Genomic DNA, 13564 nt, shown 5'->3' with positions numbered 1-13564 from the left:
GATCTCCCCTCTCGACCACGAACCCGGGCGGACACCGCGTCCGCCCGGGATTCGTCATGAGGGGGATCAGATCTTGCCGACGCCCGCGCCGGCCGTGACGATCGACTTCACGTTCGAGGCCGCGTCCGCCGAGTAGGAGTACGGCACGTTCGGCACCGAGAGGCGTTGCGCGACTCCGCGGTGCCGGAGCCGGTGAGGTAGTTGTCGGCCAACCGCAGGTTGCCCTCGGGCGAGTCACCGGTCTGGGGGTTCCACGACACGGTGACGTAGTCCGAGGCGCGTTTGATGTCGGTCGCGCCGTCATAGGCGTTGGACAGGTCGTTGTGGTCGATCCAGGCGTGCGTGGAGTACTGAACGTTGATCGCGTCGTCCGCGGATCCGGTGAACGTCAGATTGCGGATGACGACGTTGTTCGCCTGATTGACGTTCAGCACGTACCCGGTGATCCTGCCGGCGGTGCCCACGCCGATGATCGTCTTGTCCGAGGTGACCTTCGTCATCGACGAGAGCGAGATCGTGCCGTTCACCCGGATGATGTACGAGCCGCTGCGCCCCGGCGCTCATCGTGCGCTCCCGGACAGAGGGCGTCAACGAACCGTCAGGGGATGCGTCGGGACCGCCCTCGCCGACAGAGGCTTCCCCCAGGTCAGAGGCTTCGCTTAGGAAGGACACGCCCCTCGCGGGAGCGTGGAAACTTTCATGATCTGGAGCGCCCTACATCAGGGTGAGCCGCCGCTGGAGCAGGGCCTGTTCGGCCGGGTTGGCGGTCAGCTCGAGAGCGCGGCGGTCGGCGGCGCGGGCCTGGTCGGGGCGGCCGAGCCGGCGCAGGAGCTCGGCGCGGGTCGCGTGGTAGAGGTGGTAGTCGTGCAGCTCGCCGTCGAGGGCGTCCAGCTCGGCCAGGGCGGCGTGCGGCCCGGTCGCGTAGCGCAGGGCGATGGCCCGGTGCAGGCGCGTGACCGGCGAGGGCGCCAGGTGGAGCAGCATGTCGTACAGCAGCACGATCTGTTCCCAGTCGGTGTCCTGCCAGCGTTCGGCTTCGGCGTGACAGGCGACGATCGCGGCCTGCAGCTGGTAGGGACCGGGGCGCCGCCGTCGTGCGGCGCGGGTCAGCAGCCGCGTCGCGTCCACGATCGCCTCCCGGTCCCACAGCGACCGGTCCTGGTGTTCCAGCAGCACCAGCCCGCCGGCGGAGTCGAAGCGGGCCCCCGCCCGGGCGCGGTGGAGCCGGATCAACGCGAGCAGCCCGGCGACCTCCGGCTCGTTCGGCATGAGCCGGTGCAGCAGGCCGGCCAGCCATTCGGCGTCCTCGGCCAGGTCGCGCGACTGCGCGGGCCCGGCGGTGGACAGGTAGCCCTCGTTGAACAGCAGGTAGATCACCGTGAGGACCTCGGCCAGCCGCGCCGCCAGCTGGTCGTCGTCGGGGATCCGGTACGGGATCCCGGCGTCGGTGATCTTTCGTTTGGCGCGGCTGATCCGCCGGGCGACGGTGGCCTCGCCGGTCAGGAACGCACGGGCGATCTGGGCGGTGGTCAGGCCGCACACCACCCGCAGGGTGAGCGCGATCTGCGCCGGCCGGGGCAGCGCGGGGTGGCAGCAGGTGAAGATCAGCCGCAACCGCTCATCCGGGTCGGGCTGGACCGGCCACCGCAGCTGCGCCAGCTTGGTCCGGTAGTTGGCCTCGCGTCGCAGCGCGTCCAGGCCACGGCGCCGGGCCACGGTGAACAGCCACGCGCCCGGCCGCTCCGGGATTCCCTCCGCCGGCCAGTGTTGCAGCGCCGCCAGCACGGCGTCCTGGACCAGGTCCTCGGCGGTGGCGAAGTCGCCGCCGGTGACGTGCATCAGCGAGGCGGCCAGCTGGCCCGCGTGCTGCCGGATCACGCGGGCCAGCCGGTCGTGCGAGGCGTCGGTCACCGGTTCAGGACTCGATCGGGCGGATCTCGACGACGGGGCAGGCGGGCCAGGTCTCCACCATGCGCAGCGCCTCGTCCAGGTCGGCGACCTCGATCTCGATGTAGCCGCTGACCACCTCTTTGCCCTCCACGAACGGCCCGTCCACGATGACCGGCTCACCGCGGTCGAGCCGTACGGTCGTCGCCGTCTCCGCCGACCGTAGCTTGGCGCCGCCCCGGATCTTGTCCGCATGCGTGGCGAACCACTCGTCGACCCGCTCGTACGCCCGCTCCCGCTCGGCCGGACTCAGTGCGTCCAGGTCGGCGGCGAACTGCTCGGTCTCCACGAACAACAGCACGTACTTCATCTCGTTTCCCCTGCCTGTGTCGCCGGCCGGCAGCGCTCTCAGCACGGCTCGGACGCCGCCGTTCACCAGTGAGACGATCGGCGGAACGGAGTATGGGACAACCGCCAGGAGAATATTCGCCCGGTTCCCGCCCCCTCTGTCCTGTCCGGCGGTCCGCCGATCGTCAGGTATGTGAGGGCGGGACGACCGAGCCGCAGAGGAGACGGAGGAAACCGTGCCGGATGACAGGAAACGAGCAGTGCACCGGGCCCTGGTGGATCGCGTGCTGAACGGGCCGGGCAGGGCATCGGCCGAGCAGCGAGCGCGTGCCTTCGACAACGAGGGCCTCGCCCCGCCGCTGGACGCGCTGATCGGCAAGGTCGTCGACAGGCCGGCGCAGGTCACCGAGGAGGACTTCGCCGTGGCGAAGGCGACGGGCTGCACCGAGGACGAGCTCTTCGAGCTGGTGGTGTGCGCCGCGGTCGGCCATTCCACCCGGCTGTACGAAGCGGGCCTGGCGGCCCTGGCCGAAGCGACCGCCGACGGGGAGGCCTGACCATGCGACTCGACATCCTCAATCGCGGCTACAGGCCCGGAACCAAGCTGCTCTTCGCTCTCGTCCGGCTGTTCTCCGGGCACCCGATGCCGGACGCCGCCAGGCTGGTCTTCTACCGCCCCGACTTCTACGGTGCCCGGGCCAAGGAGTTCACCCACGAGGCGATGCGCGGCCCGTCCGCCTGGTCGGTGGGCGACCGCGAGCTGATGGCGGCCTACGTGTCCAAGGTGAACGGAAGCGCGTTCTGTATCGGCGCGCACACCGCGACCGCGAGCCGGGCGTACCAGGACGGACCACGGGTCGCGGCGGTGCTGGCCGACCTCGAATCGGCCCCCGTCGAAGAGCCGCTCCGGGCGACGCTGCGGATGCTCGGCAGGCTGACCGCCGACGGAAAGCTGAGCCCCGACGACATCCGGGAAGTGCTCGCCACCGGCGTCTCAGCCCGGCAGATCGAGGACGCACTGGCGGTCTGCGCCGCGTTCGACACGACCGGCCGGCTCGCCGACGCCTTCGGCTTCGCGATGCTCAGCCCGGAGGGCTTCGAGGCCGGCGCCAAGTACCTGCTCAAGCGCGGATACCGATAGCACGTGCGGTCTTCGCCAGGAGTCTGTAGCGGGGCCACCCGTCTTCGCCGATGTCTTGGATGTGCGAATTCTCGCTCGACGATCGGAGACGGTGTGGCCCTGACCAGAGAGACGATGACCGACGAGCAGCGCAAGTCCGTCATCCTCGAATATCTCAAGGCGTTCGACAACGGAGGAGTCACCTCGACGGGCGACGGCATCCTGGACCTGTTCGCCGACGACGCGCAGGCGTACTTCCCCAAGTGGGGCCTTGCCAACGGCAAGGAGGAGATCGGCCGGATGTTCGGCGACGTCGGATCCACGATCAAGAAGATCGAGCACCACTACTCGCACTTCAACTGGGTGTTCTCCGGCAGTGACGTGGTGGTGGTCGAGGGCACGAGCCACGGCGAGCACCGCGACGGCCCCTGGCGCGCCGGTGTGCCGGAGTGGGCCGCGGGCCGCTGGTGCGACGTGTTCGAGATCCGCGACTGGAAGATCCAGCGCCTCTTCATCTACCTCGACCCCGACTACGCCGCGAAGGACACCGAGCGCTACCCCTGGCTGGCCGACCGGACCTGAGCACCGAAGGTCAGCGCGCCCAGGTGGTTCGGGTCGAGGGCGAGGACCTCGGCGATCCGCGCCCGTGCCTCGTCCCGCCGATCGCGCAGCTCCGCCGCCTGGGCGGCGAGGAAGGCCGCGGTGGTCTCGCGGCGTGCCGCCAGGTCGTCGGTGAACAGCAGCATCGTCGGCAGGGACGTGGCGAAGTAGTCGACCCGTGCGGGAGTGGCCCGTAGCTCCGCGACGTACGTCTCCAGGCCCGCGACCAGGCCGGCCGCGCGCTCCTCCTCGCCGAGGCGGCGCCACGCCAGTACGGAGAAGTAGGTCATCTCGCTGTACGGCCGGGTGCTCATCTCCTGGAAGTCGCCGTCGGCGGTCGCCGCCCGCGCCCAGGCGTCGCGGGCGGCCTCCGTCTCCCCGGTGGCGGCGTGGGCGTCGCCGAGCAGCAGGAGCAGGTCGGCGCAGTTGGCCAGCGGATGGCGGGCCTCGCCGAGCGACTCGGGGGGATCCAGCGCGGCGCGGGCGTGAGTGCAGGCCGCGGCGGCGTCGCCGGTGGCCAGGGCCTCCCGGCCCAGGGCCAGCCGGGTCTGCTCCCAGGCGTACAGGGCCTGGCCCTCGCCGCCCTCCCAGGGCTGGAACCGGCGGCCGGTCAGCACCTCCAGCGCGCGGGCGGCCCGGCCGGTGGCCACGAGCAGGAGGACGTACTCGACGGTCAGGTCGTCGCGGGCCGCGACGACGTCCGGCCGCCGTTCGAGCCGGGCGAGACGTTCTTCCGGCGGCGTCCCCGTGCGCTTGGCGAGCTGGTCGGACTCGTGCCACAGCTTCGCGTCGTCCGGCGCGAGCGCGAGGGCGCGGTCGTAGCAGGCGGTGGCCTCGGCCGCGTCGCCCCTCACGTTGAAGGCCGCGACGCCGAGGTTGCGCCAGGCGACGACGTCGGACGGGTCGTGCTCGACCGCGCGCCGCCAGCAGGCCACGGCCTCGTCGTGCCGGTGGTGGTGGTACAGCCAGTGGCCCAGCAGCGACGCCGCCCGCGCGTCCGACGGGTCGCGCTCCAGCGCACGCGTCAGCACCAGCGCGTCCTCGGCCCGGCCGGGGAAGCAGTAGTGCGCGTCGGTCGTACGGGCCCGGTCGAGGGCCGGGCCGGCGTCCCCGCCCAGGGCGGTCAACAGGTCCGCCCGGTGGTAGGCGAGCAGCGGTCCGGCGCCCGAGCGTGGCCGCCGCCACTCGCCGGGTGCCCCGGGCTCCTCGTCGGCGAGCCGTTCCTCGGCGCGTTCGAGCACGCGCAGCGCCTCGGCCGCGAACCCGGCGGCGGCGTAGTCGAGGGCGACGTCGAGACAGGTCGGGGCGTCGCAGTCGAGCGGGAGGCCGGCCAGGTCGCGGGCCCACCAGTCGAGCGGGTCCAGCCGGCGTACGGCCGCCAGCGCCGCGTTCGCCTCCTCCGTACGGCCGAGCCGCCGCAACACCAGGACCCGCAGGTCGTGGGCCTGGAGCAGCCCGGCCTCGGCGGCCAGCGCCGCGTCGAGGTGTTCCAGCGCGGCGGCCCAGCGTCCGGCGCGGCAGTCGAGCCGGGCCAGCGCCCAGTGCGCCGGGGCGCGCGAGGCGGCGTTCCACGCGGCCTTGGCGAGCGCGTCGTAGGCCTCGGCGGCGCGGTCGAGCCGGATGAGCGTCAGGCCCAGCCGGTAGTACGCCTCGCCGTCGTAGGGGTTGGGGTTGCGCAGCGTCTGGCGGCCCACGGCGCGCCGGAGCAGTTCCTCCGCCTCGGCGTACCGTCCGTCGCCGTACCGCCGCGCGGCGAGCGCGATCGCCGACCGCGCGTCGCCGGGGTCGCGGCGCAGCGCCTCCAGCCAGTACGGCTCCGGCGAGCGTGTCGCGTGCCGGTACTGCTCCAGGTGGAGCCCGGTGACGTACAGCTCGTCCGTGCCGGCGATCTCGTCGGGGGCGGGCGGCTCGGTGGCCGGCGCGGGCGGCGTCACCTCGGCGGGCGCCGGCCGCGGACGCCAGGCCAGCAGCGTCGCGCCCTCGTGTTCGACCGTCAGCTCCAGGTCCTCCGCGGCGTACGGGCGGGGCAGCGGCACGTCCGTGACCAGTGGCGATCCGGGCGCGAGGTCGTGACGCCCGGACCAGACGGTCTCACCGTCCGCCCGGAGCCGTACGAGACAGCCGGAGCGTACGGCCGTCACCGCCACGCCGACGCGCGCCGTGCCCGCGCCGGCCGACAGGCTCACGGCCGCGTCGAGGTTCGCCTGGTGGGCCGGGCCGATCCGCTGGATCGGGTACCAGTACTGGCTGAAGCTCTTCGTCTCGCCCGGCGCGAGGAAGGAGAAGTCCGGCTGGTTGTCGGTGAAGACGCCGGCCATCAGCTCGACGTATGGGCCGTCGCCGTCGGTCAGGTTGCGGTCCCACGCCCAGCCGAAGGGCGCGTTACCCCAGGTCCACTGCTTCTTTCCGGGCGCGATGCGATGGTCGGCCCAGTGCACGAAGCCGGCCTGCGCGCCGTGGTCGTAGCCGCCGAAGAAGTCGTCCTCGCTGCCCACGCACATGTACGACGTGGGCACCGGGATGTTGCGGTACCAGTCGAGCCGGTCGCCGTCCGGGCGGGCGTCGTCGGCGCGCGCCGGGTAGTCGACGCCGTAGTAGCGGCCCGAGGCGCGGGGGAACGTGGTCGTCGCCCGCTTGGCGTGGTCGGCCACGAAGTGCACGTCGGTGGGGAAGAAGGACTGGTAGTGGTCGTTCGCGTGCGCGGCGACGTTGGCCCACCACAGGAACGTCCGTACGTCCTCGGTCCGGTTGTAGAGCCGGACCCGCAGCTCCACGACGGCGCGGTCGGGCCGCAGCCGTACGCCGTGCATGCCCTTCATCCGGGTCAGCGGGTCGTGGTCGGAGCACCACACCGTCACCGCGCCGTCCGGCTCGCGCTCGATCTCGACGTCGACCGGCAGGAACGTGCCCGGCCGGTGGTGCTGCGGCCAGTTGAACTCCACGCCGCCGGAGATCCAGGGGCCGGCCAGCCCGACGAGCGCCGGCTTGATCACGTTGTTGCGGTAGAAGAAGTCATAGCCGGCGGTCTTGTCGTATCCGACGTGGATGCGCCCGCCGAGCGCGGGCAGCACCATGAGACGCAGCCAGCGGTTCTCCAGGTGCACCGCGTCCCAGCGCACCGGCGCGCGTGTCTCGGCGATCCGCTCGTAGAACGGCAGCGGGTACACCCGGCCCGACGAGCCCTGGTACACCCGGGCCTCCAGGAACGCCGGGTAGGCGTCCGGCGCCGCCGGGGCGTACGTCTCGATCGGGACGTCCTCGCGCCAGACCGCCACCGCCTCTCCGCGCTGGTCCTCGGGCACGGGCGGCAGCTCGATCCTCGGGTCCTCGGGCATGCTCCGAGCGTACGGAGGCGCGCGGACGGGCCGGAATGTGCGAAGGAACGGATTCCCTGGACGAAACAACGATCAGCCGTCAGCATGGCGGCATGCCCCGCATGCACGGTTTCGCCGGCGAGCGCATCAGCGTGCTCGCCCGCCCGCTCGTGCGCGAGGCGCTCGGGCTGCCGCTCACCTCACGGCTGCTCGTCACCGACTGCGGATACTTCCCTCAGGCCGCTGACCACCGGCGGAGCCGCACGGAGGGCAGCCCGCAGCTGATCGTGATCGTCTGCGTCGACGGCGCGGGATGGTGCCGGCTGCCGTCCGGACGGTTCGAGGTCGGCGCGGGGCAGGCCCTGGTCATCCCGGCCGGCGTCGGCCACGAATATGGTGCCGACCGGGACCGGCCCTGGACGATCTGGTGGCTGCACGTGGCCGGGGCCGACGCCGGCGAGCTGACCGGCGCGCTCCTGTCCGATCCGGAGCGGCCGGTGGTCCCGGTCGGCGACGTCTACCAGGCGGTGTCGTTGATCGACGAGGCCCTGGGCCGGATGGAGCGCGACGATTCGGTGCCCAGCCGCCTGGCCGCCGCCGGCGCGGCCTGGCACCTGCTGGCGCTGCTCGCCGCCGGCCAGACGGGAGCGCCCGCGGGCCGGGCCGACGCCGTACGGCAGGCCCAGCAGTACCTGCGCGAGCACGTCGGCGCGCGCACCAGCGTCGCCGAACTCGCCGCGCTGGCGCGGCTCAGCCCGTCGCACTTCGCGGCCCTGTTCCGCCGCGCGACCGGCACGTCGGTGCTCCGGTACCAGACCCGCCTGCGCATGTCCCGCGCCCGCGAACTGCTGGACACCACCGACCGCCCGATCGCCGAGATCGCCCGGGCCCTCGGCTACGCCGACCCGTTCTACTTCTCCCGGCAGTTCGGCAGGATCCACGGCGTCAGCCCGAGCGCCTACCGGGTCCAGCACAAGGGCTGAAGCGCATCAGTCGCAGCCGACGCCGTCGCCGTCGCGGTCGAGGTCGTAGATGTCGGAGCCGATCACGCGTACGGTGCCGCTGACGTAGGCCGGGCCGTTGCCGCCGCCGCCCGCGCAGTCGACGTCACTGGCGATCGGCACACAGCCGCCGTAGTTCGGATCGCACCGCCGTACCGCGCGTGTGCCCACCGTGACCACCCGGCTGACCGGCGCTCGGGTGACCACCTTGCGCACCAGCTTCCTGGCCGTCTGCCGGCCGTCGGTGAACGTGACCTGGTAGGTCAGTGTCAGGACGCCGTTCACGCCACGCCTCGCCACCTTGGTCGTCCCCCGGGCGAGGCGGGGGTCGGCGACCCTCCGGGTCGAGAACCGGATCGAGCGCTTCTCGACGACCGTGCGCCTCTCGACCCGGGGCGTGGGCGTCGCACTCGGGCTGGAGGAGGACGCGGCGGGCGTGGTGGGCGTCGACAGGGCGTCCGGAGCCGTCACCGGCTCCGCCCGGCAGGCACCCGTCAGGAGCATGCCACCGACCACGAAAATCGTGAGAGCGCGTTTCATAACGCTGGTTATAGGGAGAAACGCGCTCGTACGGTGGCCAACGGCCGGTCCGGCCCTGGCCAGGCCACAGACGGCCGACCGGTCAACGCGATCGTGAGGGAAATCGTCCCCTGCGCCGTCACACCACGCAATGACCGCGAAGGCGCCCTACGGCAGGGAGGTGTCCATCCGGACGCGGTCGGGATCGATGTCACTGTTCATCCGGTGCGATCCGTCGATCGGGCTACGAGTTGCAGTTCGCCGGCGACCGGCCAGAGTGATCGATATTCGCGGCCGCGTGCTTCTGGCGATGCTGCGGATGCCTTCGATCCCGCCCGGCGTGAGCCAGCCGCCCGATCGGCACGGCCGGAGGGCGCTCGCGTCGTGGTCATCCGGGAGTAATCGCCGGGCGCTGTCGTACGCGGAGGAGGCCACCGCCCTGTACCGCGCCGTCGGCGGGCGGAACGGCGAGTCGAACGCCCTGCTGCACCGCGGAATCACGCTCTACTACCTCGGGCACATCACCGCCGCGGCCGCGGATTTCGAGGAATCTCTCGCGATCGCGAAGGAGGTGGGGAAACACATCGAACGAGGCGATCGACATCGGGGCGAACCGTATGCACGTGGAGCAGTACGCGGAAGCCCTGATTCACCTGCAGAAGGCACTGACCCTGCGGGTTCGCCTTCAGGAGCTGCGAGCCGCCATCGCCGAGGGCCCGACCCGGACCAGGCGATGGAGACGACCTGGAGGGCCGCTCTCGCGAGGAGGCCGTCGCCTTCGACGCGGGCGCGTTCGGCGGCCTGCTCGGGCGTGATGCCGCGGATGCGGAGACGCCAGACGGTGCCGGTGTCGAGTTCCAGTCGAGCACCGAACGTTAATGGTTAAGTATCTTTACAATGTCTGACCGTGTACTTACTGTGGCGTCATGGTCTGGGAGGGGCCTGCTTCCTTCCCATGAATCCGTGATTGCCCGCACGGCCATGTTCGCGCCCCCGCCAGGACGCGTGTGCCCCAGCACGTGAAGGAGAACGTTCGTGACAGCACAGGACGACCGAGCGCGCCGTACCCGCCGTAAGCTGCTGGCGGTAGCCGCAGGCGGCGCCATGGCGATCGCCGCGGGTGCCGTTCACGCCGGGAACGCCGTCGCCGCCGATTCCGCCCCGGTTACCCGGCCGAGCGCCGCCGGCCTCGACCCGACCGTCGCACCGGGCGGCAACTTCAACCTGTCGGTGTGGGAACTCCAGCTCCCGATCGGTTCGCCCGGCTCGCCGATCACGATCCCGCCATCACGGTTGAAGGGCGCGAACGGGTACACGAACCCGGCGTACTTCTGGACCGACAAGAACGACGGCTCGATGACCTTCTGGGACCCCGAGTCCGGGGTGACCACGCCGAACTCCAGTTACGCCCGCTCTGAACTCCGCGAGATGAACGCCGACGGCAGTGCCGCGGACTGGTCCCTGTCCGGCACTCACAAGTTGTCGGCGACCCTGCGGATCGTCTCGGTGACGAAGAACGTCTGCGTCGGGCAGATCCACCTCGGCAGTGGTGGCCCGTCGACGAAGCCGCTGCTTGAGCTCTACTACCATTCCAACGGCGACGTCGTCCTCGGCCTCGAGAAGTCACCCGACGGCGGTCAGAACACCTACACCCTGACCAATGTGCCGCTCGGCACCCAGTGGAGCTATGTGATCGCGATCGTCGGGAGCAAGATCCAGATCACGGTCAACGGCAACACGAAGAGTTACCCGATCGCCTCGGGCTTCAACGCCTACCACCAGTACTTCAAGGCCGGCGACTACAACCAGTCCTCTTCGAACAGCACCACCAACGGCGCGAAGGTCAAATTCTACGCCCTGACGGTGGCCCACGGCTGACCGCCTGTTCGAAGCCCAGTGGCCGCATCAAGGCGCGAAGGCCCTCCGGGTCCGCTGAGGACCCGTCGGCCTCTCGGCGGGCGAGGCCGGTCCGCCGGCAGTCGGTGGATGCCGCGTCCAAGCCGCTGACGGGGGACGAGGTGGAGTCCTCCCCGTTCCTCGTCGCCGACCACCCGCCGAACACCGGCCCGACCGGCAGCGTCGACGGCTACTACTACTGGTCCGGCAACCTGCCGGCGAACCAGACCGGACGGCACCAGGACGTTCTCCATCACGTACGACAGGCGGGAACCGCCGGAACCGCCAGGACGCCGGGCGATTTCCCCAGTGAGGGTCACACGGTCGCGAGGCCGGTGATCACCTGAGCGAAGGACCGGCCGACCGGATGGGCACGGCCTGGCCGTGCACGATGTAACCCGCCGGATCGAGCGCCTCGAACGCCGGCTCGTCGGTGCCGAACTCGATCAACAGCACACGTGAGAGCACGTCCGCGGGCACGCCTTCGTCGCTGCTGGCAAGTCGCGCCTGTATGCCGTGTGGCCGGGGAAATGGCGTAGCGATCTCTTCGTCATTGACGATCTCGATCAGTATGCGCGTGCGCTTGGCCTCGTGCACGACGAGGAGCGGACAAGTTTGGCCGACCATGAGCATCGCGTCCGTTGGAATATCGATCCATACGAAGAGAAACCTGGAGGTACGTATATCGGAATAGAGCCATGGCTTGACTGTGGCTGCGCGATTAACGATCTCAAGGTCTTTGCTGCGCAGATGCAAGCTCAACGCGGATGGCACATGGTCACGAGCGGCGGTTGGGGCAGCAGTGGCGGCGTTGGCGAGCAGAAGAGGTATTCCGTTCGTGCGCGTCGAACGACCGTCAAATAAGCCTGTCAGTCGGATGAGGGCACCACGCACCATATGTAAGGCCAGTCCATAAGGTAACTAGACCAACTTTAGAGCGTGTATCGAAAGCGCGGACAGGCCGGGCGGGGTGATGCCCCGGTCCGGCCCGTCCGCTCTCTGCTAAAGGTCGAGCTGATGCTGGTGTGTCGTGTGCGTGGGTGTGTAGCCGAGACCGTCGTTGATCTGTCTCATATGCGTGTTGCTGTCGGCGGTGTCGGTCAGGAGGCCACCGAGGTCCGGATAGTCCCTATGGGCCTGTCGGATCGACTCGGCCTTCATCCATCGGCCGAGGCCGTGTCCACGGTGCTCGGGCAGCACACCGGTGCCGTAGTGCTGGCCGTCACCTGCGCCGTTGCCGGGGATGACGAGTTCGGTGAACCCGGCGATCGAGCCGTTGGAGGCGTCGATGGCGACGACGGTGTGCAGGTGGTCGCCGCGCTGTTCGACGGCCTTCGCCGCGGCCCGCACGCGGTCCACGTCCCAGGTCACGGTGCCGTAGTCGGTGTCGTCCATGGGCATGTCGTCCATGGCGCGGCGTGAGGCGGCGAACGTCTGGGCGAGGTCGTCGGGGACGGTTCCCTGCCATGACATCAGCCGGTAGCCGGGATGCGGACGCTCGATGATCTCGGCGAGGACGGCGGTATCCACGTCAGCCAGTGGCAAGCGGGTGAACCTCAAGGTGAGGACCTTCCGGAAACCGTGCGCTGCCAGGAAGTGGTCGCCGGGCGATCCGGCTTCTGCCTGCGCGACAACGCAGCGTCGGGCGTTGTCCCGGGCGGTGGCCACGGCGATGTTGAGGAGCCGGGAGCCGACGCCCTTGCGGCGCTCCGCGGGATGAACACGGAGGTCGAGCTCGGCCAGGTGCTCTTGTCCGCCATCGAACAGGCGCAGAAAGGCCGTCCCGGCAGGGATGGAATCCGCGTCCGACGCCAACCAGGCAAGACGCCGGCCGTGCGGCCCGTGAGCGGGGTCGGTCAGTGGGGTGATGCGAAGGGACAAGGTGTCTCCGTCGTGAGGAGGTGGCAAAGGTCCTTACGCGAGCTCAACTCCTGGGCACTCGTGCGCATGTGCTCCACACCTCCTGGTCGACAGCGCCGGCCTGCACCAATGCAGGCGGCTGGGTGAACCTAGCTGGCCGATTGGCTCCTGGGCAACGGGTTATCGAAAAGGCGGTGCACGCGTGTGGTCACAGCCACTCGTTGATGGCCGCGACGGGGACGGTCGCCTCATAGCGGACCGCGAGCTTGTCGTATCTCGTGGCCACGGCACGATGCCTTTTGAGACGATTGATGCCACATTCGACCGTGTGCCGAGCCTTGTAGTCCTCGGCGTCGAACTTGGGCGGCCGGCCGCCGCGAGCGCCGAGTCTCTTGCGGTTGCGGGCCTGGTCGGCCTTGTCCGGGATGGCGCAGCGAATCCCGCGTCGGCGCAGGTAGGCGCGGTTTCTGCGGGAGGCGTACGCCTTGTCGGCCCGCACGCGATCGGGGCGGACGCGTGGTCGGCCCGACCCGATGCGAGGCACGCGAATCTTCCCAGCACCGGTTCGAACTGCGGCGAAGTCTCCACGCTGCCCGGCCGTCACCACGATCGACATGGGCTTCTGCCCCTGCTCGACGGCCAGGTGCAGCTTGGTGGTGAACCCACCGCGCGAACGCCCCAGCCCGTGATCACCAGGCTCGGTGAAGACACCACCCGGTGACTCCTTCCGCAGGCCACCCCGCTTCCGGGCCCCGGCCGCATGCTGATGGGCACGGCATACCGTGGAGTCGACGCTCAGGTCCCACGTGATCGCACCCTTCGCGTCGGCCAGGGACTGGAGCCGGGTGACGCTGTGTCGCCCATACCCGCAAGCGGCCGGACACCGACCGGGCCGTCGTTCCGGCCAGCCGAGGACCGACCTGACGCGCTACACCATGCGATCAGCGGCAGAAGCGGATGTTCAGCGTCGCCCGAACAGGCGGTCTGTTGCGCGTGGCGGCGATCGCAGCCGGCGACGC

Annotated in this window: 14 protein-coding genes; 6 read left to right on the top strand and 8 right to left on the bottom strand. The window is 70.4% G+C overall.

Translation table 11 applies throughout. The features are described from left to right. Positions 1-107: 107 nt before the first annotated feature. The 3 genes from ABEA10_RS15045 to ABEA10_RS15035 all read right to left on the bottom strand — a co-directional run bounded on the left by ABEA10_RS15045 (position 108) and on the right by ABEA10_RS15035 (position 2257). Entirely contained in the window at positions 108-527 is a 420-nt protein-coding gene (locus tag ABEA10_RS15045) for a pectate lyase family protein (RefSeq protein ID WP_345463532.1), read from the bottom strand. A gap of 187 nt (positions 528-714) precedes the next feature. Further along, the gene (locus ABEA10_RS15040; protein WP_345463529.1) at positions 715-1911 is read right to left on the bottom strand and encodes an RNA polymerase sigma factor; all 1197 of its coding nucleotides are present in this window, start codon (positions 1909-1911) and stop codon (positions 715-717) included. A 4-nt stretch (positions 1912-1915) separates the two neighbouring features. Continuing rightward, positions 1916-2257 carry a YciI family protein gene (locus ABEA10_RS15035; protein ID WP_345463526.1) on the bottom strand — a complete coding sequence of 114 codons (342 nt, stop codon included), beginning with the start codon at positions 2255-2257 and terminating at the stop codon, positions 1916-1918. Positions 2258-2471: 214 nt separating this feature from the next. On the opposite strand from ABEA10_RS15035, the gene ABEA10_RS15030 reads away from it, so the two are divergent. The 3 genes from ABEA10_RS15030 (at position 2472) to ABEA10_RS15020 (ending at position 3937) form a co-directional block, all read left to right on the top strand. Next, on the top strand, positions 2472-2792 hold the full coding sequence (locus tag ABEA10_RS15030; protein ID WP_345463523.1) for a hypothetical protein: 321 nt from the start codon (positions 2472-2474) through the stop codon (positions 2790-2792). Positions 2793-2794: 2 nt separating this feature from the next. After that, positions 2795-3376: a carboxymuconolactone decarboxylase family protein gene (locus ABEA10_RS15025; protein WP_345463520.1), complete on the top strand. Its 582-nt coding sequence runs from the start codon at positions 2795-2797 to the stop codon at positions 3374-3376. Between the two features lie 93 nt (positions 3377-3469). After that, positions 3470-3937 (top strand): nuclear transport factor 2 family protein, encoded by a 468-nt coding sequence (locus ABEA10_RS15020; protein ID WP_345463517.1) that lies wholly within the window; start codon positions 3470-3472, stop codon positions 3935-3937. Here ABEA10_RS15020 and ABEA10_RS15015 read toward each other — a convergent pair. Beyond that, positions 3910-7290, bottom strand: coding sequence for a DUF5107 domain-containing protein (locus ABEA10_RS15015; protein WP_345463514.1), 3381 nt, complete (start codon positions 7288-7290; stop codon positions 3910-3912). The two genes, ABEA10_RS15020 and ABEA10_RS15015, sit on opposite strands and share 28 nt — an antisense overlap. A 92-nt stretch (positions 7291-7382) precedes the next feature. On the opposite strand from ABEA10_RS15015, the gene ABEA10_RS15010 reads away from it, so the two are divergent. Next, the gene (locus ABEA10_RS15010; protein WP_345463511.1) at positions 7383-8252 is read left to right on the top strand and encodes an AraC family transcriptional regulator; all 870 of its coding nucleotides are present in this window, start codon (positions 7383-7385) and stop codon (positions 8250-8252) included. Positions 8253-8258: 6 nt separating this feature from the next. Here the strand turns inward: ABEA10_RS15010 and ABEA10_RS15005 are convergent, their stop codons facing one another. Continuing rightward, positions 8259-8810 carry a G5 domain-containing protein gene (locus ABEA10_RS15005; protein WP_345463508.1) on the bottom strand — a complete coding sequence of 184 codons (552 nt, stop codon included), beginning with the start codon at positions 8808-8810 and terminating at the stop codon, positions 8259-8261. A 1014-nt stretch (positions 8811-9824) separates the two neighbouring features. Here ABEA10_RS15005 and ABEA10_RS15000 point away from each other — a divergent pair. Beyond that, the gene (locus ABEA10_RS15000) at positions 9825-10667 is read left to right on the top strand and encodes a polysaccharide lyase family 7 protein (RefSeq protein ID WP_345463505.1); all 843 of its coding nucleotides are present in this window, start codon (positions 9825-9827) and stop codon (positions 10665-10667) included. 104 nt (positions 10668-10771) lie between these two features. Then, positions 10772-11032, top strand: a complete 261-nt coding sequence (locus tag ABEA10_RS14995; RefSeq protein ID WP_345463502.1) for a hypothetical protein — start codon at positions 10772-10774, stop codon at positions 11030-11032. Here the strand turns inward: ABEA10_RS14995 and ABEA10_RS14990 are convergent. From ABEA10_RS14990 to ABEA10_RS14980, 3 genes are all read right to left on the bottom strand, one after another. After that, positions 11025-11582 carry a hypothetical protein gene (locus tag ABEA10_RS14990; RefSeq protein ID WP_345463499.1) on the bottom strand — a complete coding sequence of 186 codons (558 nt, stop codon included), beginning with the start codon at positions 11580-11582 and terminating at the stop codon, positions 11025-11027. The two genes, ABEA10_RS14995 and ABEA10_RS14990, sit on opposite strands and share 8 nt — an antisense overlap. 105 nt (positions 11583-11687) lie before the next feature. Then, positions 11688-12566 carry a GNAT family N-acetyltransferase gene (locus ABEA10_RS14985; protein ID WP_345463496.1) on the bottom strand — a complete coding sequence of 293 codons (879 nt, stop codon included), beginning with the start codon at positions 12564-12566 and terminating at the stop codon, positions 11688-11690. Between the two features lie 187 nt (positions 12567-12753). Beyond that, entirely contained in the window at positions 12754-13377 is a 624-nt protein-coding gene (locus ABEA10_RS14980; RefSeq protein ID WP_345465145.1) for an IS5 family transposase, read from the bottom strand. Positions 13378-13564: the final 187 nt, after the last annotated feature.

Origin of the sequence: Actinoallomurus oryzae, from assembly GCF_039541955.1 — a bacterium.
Taxonomy (GTDB): Bacteria; Actinomycetota; Actinomycetes; order Streptosporangiales; family Streptosporangiaceae; genus Actinoallomurus; species Actinoallomurus oryzae.
The sequence above is the reverse complement of the archived record's forward strand: the minus strand, read 5'-3'. Positions and strand labels throughout refer to the sequence as shown.

What these genes read in the sequence shown, in the direction of transcription:
- ABEA10_RS15010 (WP_345463511.1), top strand. Translation starts at nt 7,383, where the DNA reads ATGCCCCGCATGCACGGTTTCGCCGGCGAGCGCATCAGCGTGCTCGCC.
- ABEA10_RS15015 (WP_345463514.1), bottom strand. Translation starts at nt 7,290, where the DNA reads ATGCCCGAGGACCCGAGGATCGAGCTGCCGCCCGTGCCCGAGGACCAG.
- ABEA10_RS15035 (WP_345463526.1), bottom strand. Translation starts at nt 2,257, where the DNA reads ATGAAGTACGTGCTGTTGTTCGTGGAGACCGAGCAGTTCGCCGCCGAC.
- ABEA10_RS15005 (WP_345463508.1), bottom strand. Translation starts at nt 8,810, where the DNA reads ATGAAACGCGCTCTCACGATTTTCGTGGTCGGTGGCATGCTCCTGACG.
- ABEA10_RS14990 (WP_345463499.1), bottom strand. Translation starts at nt 11,582, where the DNA reads ATGGTGCGTGGTGCCCTCATCCGACTGACAGGCTTATTTGACGGTCGT.
- ABEA10_RS15025 (WP_345463520.1), top strand. Translation starts at nt 2,795, where the DNA reads ATGCGACTCGACATCCTCAATCGCGGCTACAGGCCCGGAACCAAGCTG.